27 protein-coding genes are annotated in these 19,792 nt (G+C 43.5%); 19 read left to right on the top strand and 8 right to left on the bottom strand.

What is annotated here, in order from left to right:
• Positions 1–152 precede the first annotated feature (152 nt).
• A complete protein-coding gene (locus OH31_RS11575) occupies positions 153–1,091 on the bottom strand; it encodes an integron integrase (RefSeq protein WP_024930860.1) in 939 nt (312 codons plus the stop codon).
• 242 nt (positions 1,092–1,333) lie between these two features.
• On the opposite strand from OH31_RS11575, the gene OH31_RS15035 reads away from it, so the two are divergent.
• The 11 genes from OH31_RS15035 to OH31_RS11515 all read left to right on the top strand — a co-directional run bounded on the left by OH31_RS15035 (position 1,334) and on the right by OH31_RS11515 (position 10,030).
• Positions 1,334–1,663: a hypothetical protein gene (locus tag OH31_RS15035; protein WP_148296213.1), complete on the top strand. Its 330-nt coding sequence runs from the start codon at positions 1,334–1,336 to the stop codon at positions 1,661–1,663.
• Between the two features lie 519 nt (positions 1,664–2,182).
• Positions 2,183–2,932 carry a hypothetical protein gene (locus OH31_RS14500; RefSeq protein WP_024930859.1) on the top strand — a complete coding sequence of 250 codons (750 nt, stop codon included), beginning with the start codon at positions 2,183–2,185 and terminating at the stop codon, positions 2,930–2,932.
• A gap of 117 nt (positions 2,933–3,049) precedes the next feature.
• Positions 3,050–3,601 (top strand): hypothetical protein, encoded by a 552-nt coding sequence (locus OH31_RS11565; protein WP_148296212.1) that lies wholly within the window; start codon positions 3,050–3,052, stop codon positions 3,599–3,601.
• Between the two features lie 69 nt (positions 3,602–3,670).
• Entirely contained in the window at positions 3,671–4,042 is a 372-nt protein-coding gene (locus OH31_RS11560) for a sel1 repeat family protein (RefSeq protein WP_148296211.1), read from the top strand.
• A gap of 956 nt (positions 4,043–4,998) precedes the next feature.
• Positions 4,999–5,376: a hypothetical protein gene (locus OH31_RS11545; RefSeq protein ID WP_024930855.1), complete on the top strand. Its 378-nt coding sequence runs from the start codon at positions 4,999–5,001 to the stop codon at positions 5,374–5,376.
• 122 nt (positions 5,377–5,498) lie between these two features.
• Positions 5,499–5,837: an SMI1/KNR4 family protein gene (locus OH31_RS11540; RefSeq protein ID WP_024930854.1), complete on the top strand. Its 339-nt coding sequence runs from the start codon at positions 5,499–5,501 to the stop codon at positions 5,835–5,837.
• Between the two features lie 392 nt (positions 5,838–6,229).
• Positions 6,230–6,667, top strand: a complete 438-nt coding sequence (locus OH31_RS11535) for a hypothetical protein (RefSeq protein ID WP_024930853.1) — start codon at positions 6,230–6,232, stop codon at positions 6,665–6,667.
• Positions 6,668–7,129: 462 nt separating this feature from the next.
• Positions 7,130–7,612 carry a hypothetical protein gene (locus tag OH31_RS11530; protein ID WP_024930852.1) on the top strand — a complete coding sequence of 161 codons (483 nt, stop codon included), beginning with the start codon at positions 7,130–7,132 and terminating at the stop codon, positions 7,610–7,612.
• 395 nt (positions 7,613–8,007) lie between these two features.
• Positions 8,008–8,439 (top strand): hypothetical protein, encoded by a 432-nt coding sequence (locus tag OH31_RS11525; protein WP_024930851.1) that lies wholly within the window; start codon positions 8,008–8,010, stop codon positions 8,437–8,439.
• Positions 8,440–8,727: 288 nt separating this feature from the next.
• Entirely contained in the window at positions 8,728–9,300 is a 573-nt protein-coding gene (locus OH31_RS11520) for a hypothetical protein (protein ID WP_242402271.1), read from the top strand.
• Between the two features lie 46 nt (positions 9,301–9,346).
• Positions 9,347–10,030 (top strand): hypothetical protein, encoded by a 684-nt coding sequence (locus OH31_RS11515; RefSeq protein ID WP_242402270.1) that lies wholly within the window; start codon positions 9,347–9,349, stop codon positions 10,028–10,030.
• Between the two features lie 164 nt (positions 10,031–10,194).
• Here OH31_RS11515 and OH31_RS11510 read toward each other — a convergent pair whose 3' ends face one another.
• Positions 10,195–10,740 carry a PEP-CTERM sorting domain-containing protein gene (locus tag OH31_RS11510; protein WP_024930848.1) on the bottom strand — a complete coding sequence of 182 codons (546 nt, stop codon included), beginning with the start codon at positions 10,738–10,740 and terminating at the stop codon, positions 10,195–10,197.
• A 213-nt stretch (positions 10,741–10,953) separates the two neighbouring features.
• Entirely contained in the window at positions 10,954–11,361 is a 408-nt protein-coding gene (locus OH31_RS11505; RefSeq protein ID WP_024930847.1) for a hypothetical protein, read from the bottom strand.
• Between the two features lie 251 nt (positions 11,362–11,612).
• Between OH31_RS11505 and OH31_RS15030 the strand changes: the two genes are divergently transcribed.
• A complete protein-coding gene (locus OH31_RS15030; protein WP_148296210.1) occupies positions 11,613–11,837 on the top strand; it encodes a hypothetical protein in 225 nt (74 codons plus the stop codon).
• A gap of 448 nt (positions 11,838–12,285) precedes the next feature.
• Here OH31_RS15030 and OH31_RS11500 read toward each other — a convergent pair whose 3' ends face one another.
• Positions 12,286–12,987 (bottom strand): Crp/Fnr family transcriptional regulator, encoded by a 702-nt coding sequence (locus tag OH31_RS11500; protein WP_024930846.1) that lies wholly within the window; start codon positions 12,985–12,987, stop codon positions 12,286–12,288.
• Between the two features lie 175 nt (positions 12,988–13,162).
• Between OH31_RS11500 and OH31_RS14610 the strand changes: the two genes are divergently transcribed.
• On the top strand, positions 13,163–13,600 hold the full coding sequence (locus OH31_RS14610; protein ID WP_148296209.1) for a hypothetical protein: 438 nt from the start codon (positions 13,163–13,165) through the stop codon (positions 13,598–13,600).
• Here OH31_RS14610 and OH31_RS11490 read toward each other — a convergent pair.
• Positions 13,568–14,293, bottom strand: coding sequence for a Crp/Fnr family transcriptional regulator (locus tag OH31_RS11490; protein WP_024930844.1), 726 nt, complete (start codon positions 14,291–14,293; stop codon positions 13,568–13,570). The two genes, OH31_RS14610 and OH31_RS11490, sit on opposite strands and share 33 nt — an antisense overlap.
• Before the next feature lie 219 nt (positions 14,294–14,512).
• On the opposite strand from OH31_RS11490, the gene OH31_RS11485 reads away from it, so the two are divergent.
• Positions 14,513–14,851, top strand: coding sequence for an EF-hand domain-containing protein (locus OH31_RS11485; protein ID WP_024930843.1), 339 nt, complete (start codon positions 14,513–14,515; stop codon positions 14,849–14,851).
• A 60-nt stretch (positions 14,852–14,911) separates the two neighbouring features.
• On the opposite strand, the gene OH31_RS15380 is transcribed toward OH31_RS11485, so the two are convergent.
• The 3 genes from OH31_RS15380 to OH31_RS11470 form a co-directional block, all read right to left on the bottom strand.
• Entirely contained in the window at positions 14,912–15,418 is a 507-nt protein-coding gene (locus OH31_RS15380) for a sterol desaturase family protein (protein WP_370576185.1), read from the bottom strand.
• Between the two features lie 81 nt (positions 15,419–15,499).
• Positions 15,500–16,150 carry a BON domain-containing protein gene (locus tag OH31_RS11475; protein WP_024930841.1) on the bottom strand — a complete coding sequence of 217 codons (651 nt, stop codon included), beginning with the start codon at positions 16,148–16,150 and terminating at the stop codon, positions 15,500–15,502.
• Between the two features lie 158 nt (positions 16,151–16,308).
• Positions 16,309–16,959 (bottom strand): PEP-CTERM sorting domain-containing protein, encoded by a 651-nt coding sequence (locus OH31_RS11470; RefSeq protein ID WP_024930840.1) that lies wholly within the window; start codon positions 16,957–16,959, stop codon positions 16,309–16,311.
• A gap of 298 nt (positions 16,960–17,257) precedes the next feature.
• Between OH31_RS11470 and OH31_RS11465 the strand changes: the two genes are divergently transcribed.
• The 5 genes from OH31_RS11465 (at position 17,258) to OH31_RS11445 (ending at position 19,407) form a co-directional block, all read left to right on the top strand.
• On the top strand, positions 17,258–17,815 hold the full coding sequence (locus OH31_RS11465; RefSeq protein ID WP_024930839.1) for a hypothetical protein: 558 nt from the start codon (positions 17,258–17,260) through the stop codon (positions 17,813–17,815).
• A 36-nt stretch (positions 17,816–17,851) separates the two neighbouring features.
• Entirely contained in the window at positions 17,852–18,256 is a 405-nt protein-coding gene (locus OH31_RS14605; protein ID WP_024930838.1) for a BON domain-containing protein, read from the top strand.
• Positions 18,257–18,287: 31 nt separating this feature from the next.
• On the top strand, positions 18,288–18,506 hold the full coding sequence (locus OH31_RS11455; RefSeq protein ID WP_024930837.1) for a hypothetical protein: 219 nt from the start codon (positions 18,288–18,290) through the stop codon (positions 18,504–18,506).
• A 168-nt stretch (positions 18,507–18,674) separates the two neighbouring features.
• Positions 18,675–19,067 (top strand): cupin domain-containing protein, encoded by a 393-nt coding sequence (locus OH31_RS11450; RefSeq protein WP_024930836.1) that lies wholly within the window; start codon positions 18,675–18,677, stop codon positions 19,065–19,067.
• A 136-nt stretch (positions 19,068–19,203) separates the two neighbouring features.
• On the top strand, positions 19,204–19,407 hold the full coding sequence (locus tag OH31_RS11445; protein WP_024930835.1) for a hypothetical protein: 204 nt from the start codon (positions 19,204–19,206) through the stop codon (positions 19,405–19,407).
• Positions 19,408–19,792: the final 385 nt, after the last annotated feature.

Below are 19,792 nucleotides of genomic sequence, written 5' to 3'. Positions count from 1 at the left end.
GGATCTTAATTAAGGCCGATAACAATAGTATTTGTTGATTGGTTGTGCGTTCGCACTCGGAGAACTTGGTAGATAATCCCTTGTGAGTAAAGTGTTTAGATTTTTCTCGGATTGGAAAGAACGGCCATAAAAGGCCGTTTATAAGCTTCTTGTCAAAGTCGATCAAAAGGGCTGATGACTGATTTTGTTGCTTGCAGCACATGCGTGTAAATCATAGTGGTTTGTAAGCTGCGATGCCCTAGTAGCAATTGAATCGTGCGGATGTCGGTACCTGAGTGCAATAAGTGTGTTGCAAAAGAATGACGTAGTGTGTGAATAGATGCATGTTTTCTGATATCGGACTTAATAACTGCAGAGCGAAACGCCCTTTGAAGGGTAGTGTCAGCCATATGCCAACGTACCAGGTGTTGATCCTTCCAAGGCCTCAAAATAGAAGAAGGAAACACAAACTGCCAGCCAAGTGTACGCGAAGCTAATGGATATTTTGTATACAGAGCATTTGGCATCACTGCATAACCACCACCTTTGAGTACATCCGTGGAGTGTAGTTGGGCGACCTTGATTAGATGTTCTTGAAGGCTAGTGATCAGCATGGCCGGAAGAATAGTTGTTCTATCTTTGCCGCCTTTGCCATCTCGCACGACCAAGGTTTTCGAGCTAAAGTCTAAGTCTTTTATGCGCAGCCCAATGCACTCACTAATTCTTAACCCTGCCCCATAAATAAGTTGAGCCATTAATTGGCAAGTGCCATTCATCATGGTCAATACATTGGTAACCTCATCTACCGTTAAAACAACGGGAACTGTATGTCGACGTTGAATACGCTGGAGATTAGCCATTTGGCCTAATGGCTTTTGTAGGACGGCTGAGTATAAGAAAACGATTGCGTTCAAAGCAATCGTTTGAGTCGAGGCAGAAACTTTTCGATCCCGAGCAAGATGATTCAAAAACAGTTCAACTTCTGCTGAACCCATAATTTGAGGGTGGCGTTTATTGTGAAAGTAAATGAATCTTCGAATCCAGTGAGAGTAAGCTTCTTCAGTGCGTGGGCTGAAGTGTCGTCTTCGACACACAGTGCTTACCTGATCCATTAGACGCGGCGGGTTAGATAGATTTTGACCCCATAAATGTAGCTCCTAAACAGTGGTTGAAAATGATGAAGTTTACCTAAATTAAAAGTGGTTGCGTCCGCAATTACACTTAATTATTATACGGACAGGTTTCCTTCTAAACATAAGAAATAATTGGAACGACGCATGAGAGTTTCCCTTTTAAGAATATTATTATGCGGACAGATGCGTCCGGTTAATAACTGTTAGGGTTTATTAAGCATATGACCAATTTTGCTTTTTATGCTTCATTTTTCATTACCGCTATTTCAGCGGTGGCAATATATTTCAGAACCAAAAAACATATCAATAGCGCTGTTATTTCAACCAAGTTAGCTAAAAACAGATATTTACCGCTAGTCCTTCTCTTTGGTGTTTTGTCAGGTTTAGTATTATTTCCTACTCTGGTTTTTGTTTTTAATTATTTTGGCTTTCCCTCAACATATGGTCATGGTGAGGTTCTAATTGCCGCACCAGTTTTTAACTTTTTGTTTGCTTTAGTTATTGGTATTGTTGGTCGTGTCGTTTTAAGTTGGGAGCCAATGCAGTGGTAAACCCTAACCCATCATTCAAGCGGGACGCCTAACGGCGCCCCTTAATTCAAACGTTAGGCCATAGACATGCATGCATCTATTTCCCGCAAGCTTTGGCTAGTGCTTTTAGCTTGCCTTTCTCTCGTTGCCGCTCACTTGGGGCTTTACCTCACCGTTGCGAAGTTTGTGCCAGCACCTAAAGTTTGGTCTATGCTTCTATCCGTAGATTCGCTGACTGGAATTTCTCACTGGAGCATTGTGGCGTTTATTTGTGCTGGGCTCGTCATCTCTTGCATATGGCCAACGCGTGCCCGTGCTTTTTCCCTTATCTTGGTCGCCATTCTTTTTAACTTGTTTGTTTTGTTGTTGACTGGGCCACTCGTTATATATGGTCCAGGCCACATTTTAGCCACGATAATATGGGTCACTGTTGCTTTACGTTACATAAAGGCGCTTCCTCGTGTCCCATGTTAGGCCTAACCCATCACTCAAGCGGGACCTGCTAAAGCAGGCCCCTTAATTCAAACGTTAGGACTGTCTATGAAATGGTTAGATAAACTATTAGGACGAAACAACGAAGGTCCTATCGAAGATGACCTAAATCCGTCCATCCCTGAAGTCAAAGCTGATCCAGAAACTGAAGCTATGCTTCAGGCTACTTACGAAGCACGAGATGCATTTTACAAAACTCTGGGTAAAGTTGATTCCGACGTAATAGCGCCTCTTATTAATCCTGCCTTTATGGGAGGTCCTAGTTGGCCCACCTTGCGCCAAGCTTGGAAAGTTATTAGGCGCCCAGAATCAATTATTATTGCAAGTGATGGTCTATCTGACCCGTTTGAAGATGAAAAAATTCCACTTGGTTTTCGAGTTGAGGTTTGCGCTGAAATGGTAGGTACGATTGAGAATATTGCAGGTTCATGGCTCTTTGACTTAGTCCATCAGGTGAGTCAGAACGTAGCCTATCATGGTGGTTTTGACCAATTGATTGAACGCTATGAAACAGTCTCTACCATCTTGCCTATTCCTGAAGCCCCTTCTTTGTTCAGAAATGAGAAGGATGAGGTAGGATTAATCATTGGATTCCCTGCCAAAACTATTCCCAAAGGTTTTGAAACTCCTTTTGGATTTGTAAAATTGTTAGTAGTAACACTTCTTCATCCAGATGAGCTTGCATTTATTGAAAGTGGAGAGGAAATGGAGATTTTGAGAAAACAGCTAGTCGAAAAGTTGCAAAAAACTAAAACAGCGCACTTGTGCGTTACTGATAGGCTATCAGTAATTGAATAGTCCTAACCCATCAGTCAAGCGGGACTGGCGAAATTGCGCTTTGAATAATCAATTATTAATAACGAGGGTCGAGCCACCATTGTCGCCAGCCCCTTACTTCACACGTTAGGTATTACCGTGAACTCTCAAGAACCTGAAATCAAACCATCTCCATATCAAGTCGGCGAAATCATTATTGCCGGCTTGTTTGAATTCCCGTTCGACTCTTTTGTGACGCAAAGAGATGCAAACCTCTTTTCAACGGCAACAATTACTAGATTTGATTTTTTAAATGAGTTGTTTCTACTGTCTGTGGCCGCAACAATGCATGCCGTTGAAACTGCGGGGATTTCATCAGATTTGGTTAATAACATATTCAAGGGGATGACAGATAAACTGGCTGCTTCGAGCAATGAAATGGCAGCATTTGCCCATAAAAATATCGAAGAGGCATATCCTTACTACGTTGAGGCTTCTGAGCAAGTTATAACCAATCCAGAAGACGATTTGGATTTGTCAGAAATTGAGTTGGCTTTTGGAGATCGCTTATTTTTCTACGGCGAGGAGTCTGATGAGCGTGGTAAGGCTTGCGTTCTCTTGTGTGCAGCAACACCAAAAGCAGTTTGGCCTGCACAGCTAAATGGAGCCTCTGCAACTCTTGCATGGTCTGGGCTTGTAAATGCTCAATAATTTACCTAACCCATCATTCAAGCGGGACTGGCTAAAGCCAGCCCCTTAATTCAAACGTTAGGGCAAAAAGTGCGCGTCATTTTAGTTGCAATATGTTTACTAACTTCGGTTTACGTATCTGCCACAGAAATACAAGAGTGGGTGAAGCTAGCAGAATCAGGAAATTCGGAAGCCATGTATAACGTTTTTGTTGAAACCATGAAATTGGGCAGCCATGAACATCCACTTCCCGAAAAGGAAATAGAAAAAGCCAAATATTGGTTGCTTAAAGCTGCGGAAAATAATAATTGGCGTGCAGCCTATGTACTCCAACTTTGCTATGAAAAGGGTTGTATGGGGCTACCTATTGATAGTGAGAAGTCTGTTTATTACAAAAATATAGTGGCTAAATTTGGCCCTAACCCATCGTTCAAGCAGGACCAGCTAAAGCTGGCTCCTTAACTCAGACGTTGGGCATCATGATAGAACGTTCATTAGCATGGTATCCGTTATCAGATATAGACTGTCCATTTGGGTCTATCTCGTATTCATACCATCGTGGAAAGAAACTATCAGTTACTCTGCATGGCGAGCGTACGCTAAATCTCAATTTCACTACAGTAACTGCGGTTCGTTTTGAGTTGGAATGTCCTGGATATGACCCAATTCCACGACCATTACCAGTTCTTGAACAAAATCCATACTATACGTTTCCGTTACTTATAATCGAAAACTCGCAATGGAGCGAACAGTTTATCCCAATATACGGAGAGCTATTTCACTTTGTACTTATTAGCTCAGATGATCTTGTGCAAATAATAGCCAATCCAAACGTTCTGGCAGAGTGGGTGGCGTAAACTATGCCCAACCAATCAGTCAAGCGGGACTGGCGAAAAGGTGCTTTTATGAAGTGTTTATTAATAACAAGGGCTGAGCAACCAGTGTCGCCAGCCCCTTACTTGAAACGTTAGGCAGATATGGTGTTCTGGCTCATTCCACTGATAGTCATAGCTATAATTGCAGGTCGCTATTTCTACCGACCAAGCTGGGAGTATTTACGCAACCGAGAACCCGATAAAATGCGATGGGTCGGCATGTACTCTCCTAAAGATTTGCCAGTGGTAGAGGATGCTCTGGACGACATAAAGAATGCATTCTTGCTTCGGAACGATGATGTATTTCGCCTTCTTCCCAATGATTTTCTTCTCGATGTTTATAAATCTGCATACCCTCATAAGGGGGGCAGATACTCTCGAGTTCGAGAATTTGGCTCTATTTCTCAGGCAAAAAGGAATCACAGAGAACATACTGGTTGAGTTAACAAATCCAACAGTCGGAGACATCATAAATCTATGCCTAACCCATCATTCAAGCGGGACGCCTAAAGGCGCCCCTTAATTCAGACGTTAGAAAGCAAAATGGCTTACTCACTTTACATAGAGCGCAACAATAGTGAAATAACCCTCGATGAGTGGATTGCTGCTATTAATCAAATTAGCAGTGTTCGGCTAGACAATGATGATTCGACTGCAAAAAACCCAAAGACTGGTGAGAAAATCACCATTAGAGGAAATGTGGGCGATGCCTCAATTCTTTTTGGATCTTCAGGTTTTCTTGGGTTTGGTAAAAAATCTGAGTGGGTAAAAGTGTTTAGTTTCCGTAGAGGTAAAGCATCATTCAATGCCTCTCATGATATTGAGTCTCCAAAAAATCCAACACACATTGCTGCGGCTGCCTTGGCCAAATACTTGAATGCTCAAATCGTAGGTGATGAAGGTGAAACCTATGAGTGGTAAGCCTTTTAACCCATCAGTCAAGCGGGACTGGCGAAAAGGTGCTTCTATGATATGTTTATTAATAACGCGGGGTGAGCCAGCATTGTCGCCAGCCCCTTACTTTAAACGTTAAGGCTTATCTCATGCGCATTACCGAAATGGAAGGCAAGGTCTTTCGTAGTCCAAAGGGCGATGAATATGGTGTCATCCGCGCCCTCCAAGGTTCGCGGCCAACAATCCTGGATGGCGAGGTGTTTGCGGATGATGGTAGCGGTAACTTCTTCGTGTTGCTGCCGTCTGGGGCAGTCGCTTTCTGGGACCATGAAACGAGTGAAAGTACAGTTCTGGCCGAGTCCTTGGCTTCATTCTTCTCAGCGTTGCTAACCCCCGAGCCGGTAATTTTGCGTGAAGGCCAAGTCAAGTCGGTGTGGATAGATCCCGAGTTCGCGAAGGAGTTTGGTTTGCGGGACGGCAGCAAATGAATTAGCACCTGACCTTAACCCTGCAATACATCAGACGGGTTACGCGCGCCGATGCTTTCCACGTTAATTGAAAGGGTTGATTCAGACTATAAAGAGGTACAACAAAAGTTCAACGCTATAGTTAGATGACACGTCTACTTAGTTGCATGACGTAATCTAAGTATATGTATTGTTGCGTAATGGTAAGCATAGTGCCTCAACAATGTGGACTCATAATCCGTTGGTGCTGTGTTCGACTCACAGAGGGGCCACCATTTATAGAGAGACTCAAGGTTAACGCCTTGGGTCTTTTTTGTTTTGGTGTGTTAATCTAATTACTAACAATCAAACACATTTGATGCTACTGCCTGACTTTTCTTTAGGGAATCAAGTTGCCATTTATAGCTGAGAGAATGCCTGCTGAGGCAAAAGAGAGATTGCCCTTTACAGTGGCAACTGATCACATGGGGAGTAAAGCGACACTAGATCTCTGGGCAGTAGACCAAGCCAGAAATGCCTACATAGTTCTTGTTCGAAAAGAGGGCGGTCCGTACGAAGGTACTCAAATTACAAAGCATTATGTTTTAAATTGGCAAGGCAACTTAATTAGGATTTCAGCTGACCCGCTTGATAAAACCTTTAGTGAAGATGGTGCGACGATGCATTGGCGGATTAATAAATTAGAAATTCCTGAAACACTAAATAGTATGAATGTGGAAATTACACACTTAATCAAAGATGCCTTTAGAGCCATAGGTGAGGTTTTCAATGGTGAGCGATTCCATGCAGTCGATGTTGAATTCAAAATTACGCCATATGTGACTCATTCAAATAATGGTGGTTCCAATTAAGATTTTATTTCAAGTTTAATCGACGCACCCGACGACTCGTCGCCTTTGGATGCGCTACATGACTGAGTAGGCAACGAGAGTTTCGTCAGGTCGTCAAGTTGCGACAAATCGTTTTTTTCTCCAAAACTTCATCCGCCTCGCAGCCCCCAAACCTGTCTATAGTCACACGCCTTGAGCCATAGCCAAAAAATCGGGGGGCTGGCTGATACGACGGTAATCCCGGTTGAGATCGTTGGCCGTTATGTTGGCTTGGCGAGGGAGTCGGAGCTTGTCCAGCAGGGAGTGACTAGCGTTGATAATCAGATTCGATTGTTAGGTGGGCAGTTCATCATGAGAGACTCAAGGTCAACGCCTTGGGTCTTTTTGTTTTGTGGTGAGGTAAAGCTAGTTCCAATTCATTTGAATGTAAATAAATAATCGTAATGTGCTTGAGGGTAGGTACAAGAGGAAACTAAAATAATTATGAATAGCAAAGTGCTCGCTCAGAAGCTGGGATGGACACTATTTTTACTGTGGATATGTTACGTTCCAGAGGTTAAGTTGGACATTGATGATGCTTATGTGAAGTCTGGTACATTAAAACTTTCTGGATCTCGCAACGGTTCTTACCATCTTTTTAATGGTAAGGCTGTGTGCGAGAAAATGATTTGGTTTGGATGCAGCTCAGGATTACTCCGAAACTCAGCGCTTCAGATGGTTGATGATGGAAAAACGCCAGTTGAGTTGGTTTTTGCACCAAACCGTGGAAATGCAATTTGGAATGAAGACATTGTTATTGAAGTGAGGGCATTTGGTGCTGTAGTGCCTGGATACTCCAAAGCTGAAATGATTGAAAGAATGCAGTCTTTTCAAAATCGATATTTAGCTTCTATGATTAATTTACTTATCTTCTTTCCAATTATTTTGTTTCCTCAGATTTTAAAGGTATTTGTAAGAACGGATTAACCCTACGACTTATCGCCTTTCAATACGCTAAATGGCTGAGAGGGCAGCGTCGGCTTTGTCGGGTCATCAATCCACAAATTCAGCTCACACACTAAAAACTCACCCGCCTGCAGCTCCAAACCCTACCCATAGTTGCACGTCTGGACCCACAGTAAGACAAACAGGGATTGGTAATACGACGGTAATCCCGGTGGCAATCGTTGGCCGTTATGTTGGCTTAGCGTTGGAACTTGGAGTTTTCCAAGCGGAAGTGTCTACCGGTGATATTAAAGTTCGATGCTCAAGTGGGCAGTTCAAGATGAGACTTGAGGTTAACGCCTTGGGTCTTTTTTGTTTTGGGTGAGGTAAACTAGAACTACGCTAACTGTACTGATTTACTATCGGAGTAACCAAAAATGTTAAGTAGGCAGCAATGGCAATGGTGCGCAGATAATTATCGGAAAGTGCGCATTTTTTGTTTGATTGGATTCACTTTGATTCTCACTTTTTACATGATTTTGGTTGTTCATACTGGAATCAAAAAGGGAAAGTCATGGATTCCTTATGCTCCGCAAGTCTCAGTTCGTGAAAAATTTAACTGTGATGAAAAAATAAAAGTATACCGAGCAACTCATGCCGTCGAACCTATGCCCAAAATCAATCAGGCTAACGGTTGGCTTTTAGAACGCTATTATGCTCTTGCATTTGATGCGGATTGGTCACTTAAAGTTTTTCCTGAGTGTTTGGGAGCTACGTTAGCGGATCTTAAAGATGACCCCAATCCTTTCGTCATTAGTGTATATGACACTCAGGCTAATCAGCTTGTCTACAAAATAACGAGAGAATAAAAAGAGTTTAATCTCATCTGGGTTGATTGAGTGGGCAGCGTCGGTTCCGTCAGGTCGTCAATTCGAAAATTCAGCTTACACCCCTATTTCATCCACTCGCAGCCTAGGACCTTGCTCATATTCACTCGTCTTGAGCCATGGCCAAGCAATCAGCGGCTGGTCGATGCGACGGTGATCTCGGTGAGAGTCGTTGACTATAATATTGATCGGGCGTGCGATCTTGTAGTTGACTGTAATAACTTTCTTGGACAATACTTCAACTAAATAACAAAAATTAAAGGGGTGGATGTGAAAGTTAGTCGAATGATATGGGGCGTAGTTTTGTTAACTACGATGTTACTCACTGCTGGTTGTGCATCTATTGATGACAGTCCAGGTGATCCTAATTTGAGCAAGCAGGGGATTCTCATCGTGGCTGGCGAGGGCTTCAATCCACGCTACGATGATCCCAAAGATATAAAAGCCTCGTCCACTTGGTTCATAACATCTCAAAAGGTTGCAGAAGCCTTGTATGCAGACTTGGATAAACGTCATGTTAAAACTCAATTGTTTATCAATTCAAACTCTAATCTTGACTCCCAAACCTTAGTTGCACAGTTAATTGCCCAGAATAAGCGGGATGGCCTCATACGAGTCAAAATCGTACATGTCAAAAATGCCACAGAGAATACTATTAACCTGATCTTGGCATATTCATCTTTGCAGTATGGCAGGAATAATCAAGGTGAAACAGTCACTCTTGGTAAAGGCATGGAGCAGAGTTATACGTTACTAGGAAAGAATTTCGAAGGGTCTCAAACACCATTAACTGCATTCACAAGTGACTTCACTAGTAGACTTAAAAAAGCTGGATATATTTGAGCGTCTTTTGTTCTACTTATACTGTTAAAGGTTAATTAAAAGCATTATGCATCTAATTAAAGCGCTTCTCTTTGTATTGGTATTAGCCTTTATTATTTCTTGTCCAGCCCACTCAGAGGAAAGCCCGAGTGTGTCTTCATATAGCACAATCGTTTCTACTCCGATATTCAGCCAGAATTTAGTGCATGGCTTGCCTAGTGGATGGAAGCTGGTTAATCCTGGAAAAGCAAATCGTCCTGAAGGAATGCTTTTTAGTCTAAATTATGCTTTAGATGGCCAAACCCCCGCCAATTGGACAGAGCTTATTACAGTTACTGGTTTCAAGAACCTGGCACAAAATGCAAATGCAACTCCTAAAGCTCTAATTGGCAAAATGGCTGGACAAAAAGAGTCTGTTTGCCCTGACAATTCAGTAGCCGTTTCTGGCGGGGATGTGGCATTCGGTGAGGTTCGCGGTCATGTAGCAGTGCTAGGTTGCGGTAAATTGCCAAATGACCTTGGGGGAATGAAAGCTGGAGAAGGTGAAATAGGTGTATATATTGTCCTTAAGGGAGCTAATGACATGTATGTCATTCAGCGTATGCAGCGTGTTTCGTCATTTGAGCCTGAGTCGCAGCCTATAACGCCCCAGGATCTGGATGAGTTACTTAAGTCCCTCTCTCCCATTGGCTTATGTGAGTTAACTGATACCCCCAATCAATGCCAACCAAAGCTTGGCGGTAAGAAATGAAAATTAAGTGCTAAAACTCATAATCCGTTGGTGCTGTGTTCGACTCACAGAGGGGCCACCATTTATAGAGAGACTCAAGGTTAACGCCTTGGGTCTTTTTTGTTTTTTGGGTGAGGTAAATCCCCCCTTGAATTACAGGTTCTTTTGCAATCAGATCTAGTTGATCAAATGTGAGTTAATCTGCGCCGATAGGCGGTGCCGACTAAACCGAACCCTAATATCATCAAACAATAAGTTTCTGATTCAGGGACAGTACTGACTGATACCAAGGACCAAATTCCAGGGTTGCCCATATTCCCTTTAGATGCATAGTCAGGTAAAGGTACTAAAGTATCGTCCCATTGCATGCCTAAGTAAAAATTTACTGTCTCAATTCTTCTATCAAGGTGAGTTCCAGTCAACTGCCATTGAGTAATATTTCCAGAGTTATCAAAAACGAACTTTGAAAAGAAAGTAGCATTCAACAAAGAAAATGTTGTTACACCGTCGGAAATGGTCGCACTAACAATACCGTTATTATCAATTAAAGTGGTATCGGTATAAATGTTATCAAAAGTTACAGACGCCGTAAGATGGGTGACTGCTGTTAAAAGCATAGGGTCATCAATAACCGTATCTAAAGTATTACCTGTGTATTGATAGTTAGTTTGAGCTGCCGATGTATAGCCTGTTGCGAGTAGAGCTAGGTAAATTGATAGTAGTGCTTTCATCCAAATCTTCATGTTAATCCTCTCGATTTAAGAATTTATATAAATAGATCAACTGCTCAAAGGTTAAGGCATGTATCTCCTGGCAAATGCAAATTCAGGGAGCTAGAGCACCTTATGACAAATTTAAGTGTGTAATAAATTAATCTACTGGCTATGGCTCCGTAACTAAACCCCTCATGCTCTATAAACAGTCCATAGTTGCATACGATACTTTTATTTCGGGAGGCTTTTTGCCTTTTGTATTTCTCCTTGTTTGACGTGTTCAGCGTCGTTCCAGCAGGTATTTCTTTCCTCGAGTGCAATCCCATTGCACTTGGTTATGGCAACTTCATGGTTACCATTCGCATGTGCGATCAATGCAGCATAACGAGTTTTTGCAGTTGGATGCGTATTAGCATGAAGCTCAGCCCGGTCGATGTCTTGTTTAGTGCTCGCTTTTGCAATACAAACATCGCTTTCGTTCCAGTTCAATGTGTCACAAACCTTAATGCCCTGTTGGTATTCAAATGCAATGGATTGTTGTAATTTCAATATTTCCTTTTTGGTTAGTTCTGATGCACTTGCTAGGGTATGACACCCTAGACTCAAGCTGACAACTAATGCCACATAACGTAGATACATGTTGGTGTCCTTTAGGTTATAGAGTCTGAACACTGCTTAGAGTCCTGATTCTGAGAGTCTTAGAGCCAGCAAAGCTCGCGTACTGTTTATCATTTAGCCATGCTCTTATCCAGCGGTCTGTCTGATAAGTAACTTAGTGAGCAGAGTATGAATTGTATTTGTGTGCTAGCAGACGGAGCATCATTCTGTCTTTGTTTAGACTTCGATGATGAGGTCAGTAGGTTCTTTATAAAATGAATAGGAATGCCAAAATGGATACCGTAAAAGCTACTACTTGTTTTTTGATGTCTAATAACAGACCATGGGAGAAGCCCCGTAGTCGTTCTTCAAACCAATCCAGAGACGATAAAGAAAATTATCCCTCTTCAGAGCATAGAGTAAAAACAAGCTATGGGCACACAAGTGCCGATGTCGAAAACCAAATTCTAGATTGGTTAGAGGATATGAAAGGTGATGGAGAAAATAAACCGGTTTAATACAGAAATTCAAAAGCCCACCTCATACATTCAATGTACTTGCCAGCTTTTCGCCTTTCGATGCGCTATATGGCTGGTTGGATAACACCGGATTCGTCATGTCGTCGAGTCGCAACTAGCTAACTTGTATCTCTGTAGACCACCTACGGCAGCCCATAGTCGTACGTCTTGAGCCATAGCCCAACAATCAGAGGCGGGCTGATACGACGGTAATCCCGGTGGCAATCGTTGGCCGTTATGTTGGCTTGGCGTGAGAGTTGGGATTCATCCAGGCGGAAGTCACTTAGCGTTAGTACGAGATTCGATTGTTAGGTGGGCAGTACACATGAGAGGCTCAAGGTTAACGCCTTGGGTCTTTTTTGTTTTTGGACGGGCGTGGGCGCTCAGTCCTAGAGTTCCACAAGTTAGTTGAAGCTCTTACCCTTGGTGATGTCGTAAGTCACACGATTCAAAAATGTAATATAGACTGATATGAATGCTTGTTTATTACGTAACATTGACAGGCCTTTTCCAGCAATGCTAATGAATTCAAAATATGCATCTGACCACGGCTGTAATGTAAAATCTGCGCTTGCTGCAATGTGCTGGCAGCTTTGTTAATTCCCGAGCGCCGCACGCCTAGTAGGTTGGCCAATAGTGCTTGTGTCATTGTAAAATTTGTACGAGAAATACGGTCACTGTGGGTGAGGAGTAAGCATGCCAAACGCTGCTGCAAATCGTGCAAGCCATGGCATATAGCGGCTTGTGCAAACTGAGCATTGATCACTGCAATATACGCATCCAGCACCTGGCTAAAACTCTTATTTTTAGTCTTGAGCGTGTACAAATGCCGCACTGAAATGCGCAAGGCAGCACCAGAGCTTAGAACTGTTGCAGTGTATGGCTCAAAATGCACTCCGAGGGCTGGAGCAATCCCTATCATTCCTTCATTACCAATCAAAGCCAATGCAATTGGCTTGTCATTTTGCTGTTGCATGACTAATGCAATTACGCTCCCAGTAGGGAAGTAGGCATATTCGATCGGTACCTCAGGTCTGTTTAGCTGTTGACTCGGCAAGAGTTCTACCCAATCACCATGTTTAAGCAACTGATCATGGCAATGTCGATCCGTCTGACCAATCAGTCGATTGTGATGCAGGGCATGTTTCATAAATTTACGATAACACTCTCAAGAATCGTGGTTCTGTTCGTTCGCACACATGTAACACTTAAATTATCAAAGCCTGGCTATGTATGCTGACAGACAGTAATAAAGATGCAGTCTCTGCACAATAGAGATGCATGGATCACTATGTAGTGACCACAATGTCGAAGAAAGGGATGACATGAACCTAGAAACCAAATTGATAGTACTTGATACACTCACACTGTATCGAAGTAAAAAAGCGTATTCATATGCAGCCGATAATAGTGGCTCAGCGGCATTTTTTGAGTTATCGCAGAGTGATGGCTGCACCATCAAGGTAACGACTAATCTGCTTATCGAAGCATGGCATGGAGGGTGGTACGGTGCGGGGATAGGGCTGTTGATTGGAGCTTATATTTTATTCTTCCCGTTATGGATTACTGTTTCTCCAGCTTGGTATACCAGCGCGCCCTGGTATGTGATTCTTGCCATTACGACCATCACTAGCATGCTGTTATTCAGTTCTAGTGCCGCCGTGCTTGGAGCGCATGTGTTGAACTCTGACTTGAAAAAGGGCCTAGCCATCGCCAAGAGCGAAGCAGCCTTATTGATGATGCCTGTGCATTTCAGGGAGTAGTCGGTCAAATTCAGTTTTCACCACTTGATAACACTCACAAACTCTTTTCTCTAGCTTGGGGCGATCAAGCACATGGATATGGCCGCGAGAATACTCTATCAATCCGGCACGTTGTAGTTTGCCTGCAGCCTCTGTGACCCCTTCGCGGCGTACACCTAACATATTGGCGATCAGTTCTTGAGTCATATCCAAGTCGTCCGAAGATAACCTGTCCAAACTCAGCAATAACCATCGACACAACTGCTGCTCAATAGAGTGGTGCCGATTACATACGGCCGTTTGGGCCATTTGTGTAATTAACGCTTGGGTATAGCGTAACAACAACTGCATCATGGGCCCTGCACGGTTAAACTCCAGCTTCAACAGACTGGAGCGCATTCGATAACCATATCCGGCACTTTGTACGACGGCACGACTCGGGGTAGTCTCACCACCCATGAACAGAGATACGCCCAAAATACCTTCGTTGCCTACCACCGCAATCTCAGCCGAAGCACCACTTTCCAGAACGTATAATAAAGAAACAATCGCAGTCGTTGGAAAGTAAACATGTTTTAAATGCCCACCAGACTCATACAATGCTTGCCCGAGTGGCATGGAAATATATTCGAGTGTGTCTTGAATGCGACTGTAATCAGCTTCTGGCAGCGCGTCCAGTAAATGATTTTGTTTCGGGGAGTGTAGGGCGTGCATTGGAGCCTCTTTTATTTGAGTGCCGTCTCAGCATAGTACAAGCCACTATACGCTTATGTACGATAGCGTACATAAGCTATTTAAAGGAAGTCATGTTCGTTGTCGCACGGACATACCGGGTTTTGACAAATAGAATCGCAAACAGAGACTTCTTAAACCGTTCTTCAGCATTTACTAGACAACTATGACTAGCGTGGCTAGAGCGATAAAGGAACCATCATGAAACGATTGGGCCCAGTTTTCAGCATCACCCTATTAATGATCAGCCTTAATGCATCGCCAGCTTCAGTTGACCTGAAGGAGCTCAATAATTGTAGTAACAACAGTGAATACAAAAGCATGGATAGCAACAAGGATGGTCAGATTTCCAAATCAGAATTTATTAGGTTTCAAGAGCAGTATTTTGACAAAGTCAAACAAAAAGGCAGCATGGTCATTATGGAGGAGCTGGACGAAGTAACAAACCATACCTCAATTAATCACATGGCCATTGAGGCAGCATCGGGCAGCACCGATGTCAAGGGTAGGGGCGATGCCGTTAACAGAAGTAAGTATTAGTCGGTTGACCTGGCTCTTATAGAGATAATGCGTGAATGGCTGCTGAGACTATCACCTAGTCTAAGGCTTGGTAGTATGGAGCAAGTGATCCCAGATATTTGAGGTTACACCAAAATATATGTTTGGCGAACTGTGATGTAAACAATGCATTTTACGTCGTTGTTGCAGCCAATGTGAGCGTGGGGGATCCCAGTGATGAATCGCATGGTGCGTGATGGCATAGGCTAAGTATCCGATTAACAATCCGAGTGTAAATGTCATGGCTACCGCCGGCGTTAATAACCAATACAGAGGCAAATACACGGTCAACGCAATGGTGCCTAGGCTGACTACTGTAGCAGTACAAATAAAAGCACGTGGTTGCCTGTGATGCTCGCTATGCCAGTGTGAGAAAGGGAGATAACGATGCAGTATAAAGCGATGCAAGCAATATTCTATAAGGCTCCAGCTTAAGCTGCCGAGCAGGATACATGTAGCCACAGACCAGACTGACAAAGCTACAGGGTGCAAAACCAGATAGCAAGCCAGCAGTATCACTGCCAAAAAATATACTGCAAAATCAACCATGTATGCGAATTTGCTGTGCTTAATCAACAATAATGCATCAACTGAATGTTTAAAGTCTGCCATGATATGATGACAATATCGCTAAGCGATTTTGATCTGATTGATGACACTTTTAACGCCCGGTGTATTCCAGGCCGAGTGATTAGCAACTTCACGCTCCGTCCAGCTATCCACATAACCCGAGAGTGTGATTTCGCTGTCGTTTATATGAATCGCAACGTGTTTTAAACCTTCTACGGCACATCTTTTCAAGGCTTGCTCAATATCGCCTTTAACTATGGCACCTTTAACCTTGGGCTTGATCGCTAGCTGGTTGCTCAGACCCACGACGCCCATCAAGTTGCATAAAGCATAACCGATATTACGTTTTTGAAACTCCCATCCAACAAAACCGGTCAAGGTAACCCAGCCACTGTTGACCATGATTGTTACCGAATTGTTATACAAATCATTAGACCAGCGCACAACATTCTCGGCTGATTTGGCGATATCGGCATCAGTGCGCTCAGTTCTGGTAAGTAGTTTTACATCTATTTTGACGGCTAGAGCTTTCACGCCGGAGACTCGTTGTGTAGCATCCTCAGCACGCCGTTTTTCGGCAAAGGTATCCACATGTCCCGCCAGAGTGATTGCGCCCTCTTTTGCCTCAACATTGATATTAGCGGCATTAACAGATGGTTCCCATTCTAGTTCATTCAATACGTCCTGCCGCAGTTGCAAATCTGTTTTCATGCTTGCCTCCTTGACGCGCGTGTTAAGTCATCATGCTATAAGCAGCGGGTAGGGCGCACTGTTCGTTAACGTACACTATTAGAATGAATTATAAAAAAGCGCCATATGAGTGGCGCTTTCTTACAATTTAGAACTTAACTAAATCGCGTGATTTAATCCTACTTTTTCAGGCGTCTGCTTCCGATCAATCCAATTAAGCCAATGCCGGCCAGCATCATGATGTTAGCCGAAGCTTCAGGGACTGTGGTAGTAGGGCTAAAACCTGCAGCATTGGAGCCGATACCATCCAGTATGCCAAAATTTCCTGGCTGATAGCTGGTCGCGTTGGTACGAATGATTTGGATAAAGCTAGTGGTACCCGGCGGGATATCTGCAACACTCACAGGGGAAAAGTTAAGACCAATTACCCCGGCCATTGTCCGATCAGCATAAGTCGAAATCTCGGTCCCATTGGTAAAAATGCCAAATCCGGCCGCCGTCTGATAAACATCTACAGCATTAGTCCCCAGACTACTAAAGTCAAAGGCCGTCATTCTGTCGATGCCATTCTGAGAGGTGGCGTTATTGGTAAATTGATAATAAAAATCCAAACCAGAAGCCGTGCTGTAAACAGCGGTTCTTGCAGTGCCGTTGTAACTTAGATTGCTGATCACAGTGGTAGCAGTGTCCAGCAAAGTACCACCAAATCCGCTGGCCACAATATCTACATTAGCTGTGGGTGAGTTCACCAATAATGCGGTTGCGTGCGCATTACCGATCACACTGGCCAAGGCAAGCGCAGTGACTAAACATTTAAATTTAAATTGCATGCTGATCTCCTGGATGAATGGTTAAATGGACAGAGCGGTTATCAAAAAAATCACTGCTCTGGACACGCATCATTGCGTATTGAGATAGGAGGCTCTGTTCGCTGAGACACAGTTGGTTTAAATAGTTTTGAAGCCTTAAAGGATTGAGCGGCATACTCCGTAACGCGGCTTTAAGGATTAGGGCGATGAGACGAAACATGCGCAACTAGAGGTTCGATAGCGTACAGACTATGCGCGACTTTCTCCGCAAAATGAGCGCTACTCCAGACATCTTCGTTTTGCAGGCGAAAGGGTTAGCATGCCATCTTATCAACATCACCTCTCCTGTGTTTTTCGACATCATGCTGATGCATTAGCAGCATGGGATATCCTCGCTTACCAAGGCATGCCGGTTAGGCAGATGTCTATTGAGCCTAGCCTACCCACTCTGCCTGAGCTTGTGCAAAGAACCCGTAGTCAATACGCCTTTAACAATATGTTGTTACTAGGGGGAGTCGGTGCCACAACGGGTCTACTACTGGCCAGTCTGGCTGAGTTGGCACTGATTGCGATCCATGCACCGTTATTAAACACGGGGCTAGTTATCACTACCCTAGCATTGCTTGGCTCTGGTGTTACCTTAGGCTTGACGCTAGGAGCTGTCTGCGGGGCAATTATGCAGTCTCCCCAGACAAATGGAAGGCAGTCAGTCAAGAGACTAAATGGCTTTTATGATTGGATGCATAGCGGTCTTCGCAACCAGAAGATGCAATTATCCGTCAACACGTTTTCAGCAGTAGAAACAGCCATGGTTACTAGGATCATGCATGATGCATCGGTCAGCCTATTTCGCGATTATCGTATCGTACACCGTTAAGAAACGGTTAATGTTTTTAAGTTACAGGAGTGCAATATGCGCACATATAATTTTATCAAGCTCGTTCTTGTTATCGCTGCCCTGTCATTGGATTTGAGCGCTTGCAGTAATTCTGATACTACTCGGGATACTAGTGCTGAAATGGACGATGCGTTAACACAACCTGGTCATCGCTTAGACGTGCTTGCAGACAAAGTGACAGTAGAAAGTGAACGGATCAAAGCGCAGTTACTAGATGCTCTTATTACTACAAAAGTCAAAGCGGCATTTTTGGCGGATGTGACTCTTGCTGAAGCTGGTATCCAAGTGAGCACGCTTGATGGGATAGTGACTCTGACCGGGAATGTTCAGTCACTTGCTGTGAGTGAAAAAGCCTCGGAAACTTCCCGACACATTTCGGAAGTCAAAGAGGTAACTAACGCGCTCACCATCAAAACGTGACATCACGCTCTCTAAACACAAGGAGAAAATCATGGACTGGGATCTGATACAGGCAAACTGGACGCCACTGGAAAGCATGATTCATAGCCAATGGAGCCGACTGACTCAAGATAATATTTATATGATTGCTGGGAAACGCGATCTGTTAGGGGCGAAATTGCAACAAATCTACGGTATCAATAAAGATGAAGCGAATAAACAAATTAATGCATTTGCAAACTCAATGCAGGCAATCATTCATGTAAAGTAAGTCATCAATTGAGCTACCTAGCCACCATTGCGTTTTTCTTTCAAGTGGCAGGCTTGGTTTGATTGTGACTATCCTACCCATTTTAGTGTTATCAAAGCACATGCAAACCAGGCAAGACCGCTGGCCCAGTGATAGATGGATACCCCGTTACTTTAGGAAACGCGCCTCATGCACGGATTTATACAAAACATTAAACAACGCAGTGAGCTTAATACGGACTTCCGGCGTGTTTTATATACAGCAAAATATAGTCAGTTGGTACTGATGCTGCTCAAGCCAGGTCAAGAAACCGGGTTCGATACCCATATGCAGGATCAGTTTTTCAGATTAGAAAAAGGCATGGGGCATGTCATTATGGGCGGCGTAACTACAGAAATATATAGTGGCTTTGGCATTCTCGTGCCTGCGGGAGCCAATCACAATATTATTAATACGGGTCAAATTGATATGCAGTTATATATCATCTACTCACCACCTAATCATTTAGATGGCTCGGTATACCATACTAGCTTACAAGCCAGTGCTGTGAGTAAGCACTTTGACGGTCAAACCACTGAATAGATGGGCGCTAAAGAGTTATTGTCTGCTGTGTTGGCTAACGAACAATCAGTCCTGAGCATTTAGAATAAAGTAGAAAGCTGACTGCTGAAAACCCTTAGTAGTCATTTATTGTTCTACAACATAAAGGATTAAAATGATGTCAATTTCTAATGAAGCAAGTGGATTACACCAACAAGCAGCAAGCGATCATGAAGCCGCGGCCAAGCATCATAAAAGTGCCATGGATAGTCATAATAAAAACAATATTTCAGAAGCCAAAGAAAATGCAAAAAAGGCTATGGAAGCCTGTAATTCCGCACAAAAAAAATCTGAGTCTGCTTGCAGTTCAACCGAAAAATAAGTGAAGTGATTATTTGATTCTTCTCAAGAAGAAATCAATCCCGCTGAGGCGGGATTTTTACTATCTTTAAAATCTCCCATAAGGTCACGGTCAATGGGTGTGTGTGGGGGCAAGCTCTAACATATATTGAATTCTGCATGACGCACTCGACGACTCGTCGCCTTTCGATGCGCTATATGGCTGGTTGGATAACACCGGATTCGTCATGTCGTCGAGTCGCAACTAGCTAACTTGTATCTCTGTAGACCACCTACGGCAGCCCATAGTCGCACGTCTGAAGCCATAGCCATGCAATCACGGGCTGGATGACACGACGGTAATTCCGGCGGCAATCGTTGGTCGTTATGCTGGCTTGGCGTGGTAATTAGGAGTTTTCCAGGCGGGA

Origin of the sequence: Methylophilus sp. OH31 (assembly GCF_000576615.1) — a bacterium.
Taxonomy (GTDB): Bacteria; Pseudomonadota; Gammaproteobacteria; order Burkholderiales; family Methylophilaceae; genus Methylophilus.
This window is presented reverse-complemented; position numbering and strand designations above follow the sequence as displayed.

Coding starts and splice junctions, on each gene's coding strand:
- OH31_RS11575 (WP_024930860.1), bottom strand. CDS start 1,091: ATGGATCAGGTAAGCACTGTGTGTCGAAGACGACACTTCAGCCCACGC.
- OH31_RS15035 (WP_148296213.1), top strand. CDS start 1,334: ATGACCAATTTTGCTTTTTATGCTTCATTTTTCATTACCGCTATTTCA.
- OH31_RS14500 (WP_024930859.1), top strand. CDS start 2,183: ATGAAATGGTTAGATAAACTATTAGGACGAAACAACGAAGGTCCTATC.
- OH31_RS11545 (WP_024930855.1), top strand. CDS start 4,999: ATGGCTTACTCACTTTACATAGAGCGCAACAATAGTGAAATAACCCTC.
- OH31_RS11540 (WP_024930854.1), top strand. CDS start 5,499: ATGCGCATTACCGAAATGGAAGGCAAGGTCTTTCGTAGTCCAAAGGGC.
- OH31_RS11535 (WP_024930853.1), top strand. CDS start 6,230: ATGCCTGCTGAGGCAAAAGAGAGATTGCCCTTTACAGTGGCAACTGAT.
- OH31_RS11530 (WP_024930852.1), top strand. CDS start 7,130: ATGAATAGCAAAGTGCTCGCTCAGAAGCTGGGATGGACACTATTTTTA.
- OH31_RS11525 (WP_024930851.1), top strand. CDS start 8,008: ATGTTAAGTAGGCAGCAATGGCAATGGTGCGCAGATAATTATCGGAAA.
- OH31_RS11515 (WP_242402270.1), top strand. CDS start 9,347: ATGCATCTAATTAAAGCGCTTCTCTTTGTATTGGTATTAGCCTTTATT.
- OH31_RS11510 (WP_024930848.1), bottom strand. CDS start 10,740: ATGAAAGCACTACTATCAATTTACCTAGCTCTACTCGCAACAGGCTAT.
- OH31_RS11505 (WP_024930847.1), bottom strand. CDS start 11,361: ATGTATCTACGTTATGTGGCATTAGTTGTCAGCTTGAGTCTAGGGTGT.
- OH31_RS15030 (WP_148296210.1), top strand. CDS start 11,613: ATGGATACCGTAAAAGCTACTACTTGTTTTTTGATGTCTAATAACAGA.
- OH31_RS11500 (WP_024930846.1), bottom strand. CDS start 12,987: ATGAAACATGCCCTGCATCACAATCGACTGATTGGTCAGACGGATCGA.
- OH31_RS14610 (WP_148296209.1), top strand. CDS start 13,163: ATGAACCTAGAAACCAAATTGATAGTACTTGATACACTCACACTGTAT.
- OH31_RS11490 (WP_024930844.1), bottom strand. CDS start 14,293: ATGCACGCCCTACACTCCCCGAAACAAAATCATTTACTGGACGCGCTG.
- OH31_RS11485 (WP_024930843.1), top strand. CDS start 14,513: ATGAAACGATTGGGCCCAGTTTTCAGCATCACCCTATTAATGATCAGC.
- OH31_RS15380 (WP_370576185.1), bottom strand. CDS start 15,418: ATGGTTGATTTTGCAGTATATTTTTTGGCAGTGATACTGCTGGCTTGC.
- OH31_RS11475 (WP_024930841.1), bottom strand. CDS start 16,150: ATGAAAACAGATTTGCAACTGCGGCAGGACGTATTGAATGAACTAGAA.
- OH31_RS11470 (WP_024930840.1), bottom strand. CDS start 16,959: ATGCAATTTAAATTTAAATGTTTAGTCACTGCGCTTGCCTTGGCCAGT.
- OH31_RS11465 (WP_024930839.1), top strand. CDS start 17,258: ATGCCATCTTATCAACATCACCTCTCCTGTGTTTTTCGACATCATGCT.
- OH31_RS14605 (WP_024930838.1), top strand. CDS start 17,852: ATGCGCACATATAATTTTATCAAGCTCGTTCTTGTTATCGCTGCCCTG.
- OH31_RS11455 (WP_024930837.1), top strand. CDS start 18,288: ATGGACTGGGATCTGATACAGGCAAACTGGACGCCACTGGAAAGCATG.
- OH31_RS11450 (WP_024930836.1), top strand. CDS start 18,675: ATGCACGGATTTATACAAAACATTAAACAACGCAGTGAGCTTAATACG.
- OH31_RS11445 (WP_024930835.1), top strand. CDS start 19,204: ATGTCAATTTCTAATGAAGCAAGTGGATTACACCAACAAGCAGCAAGC.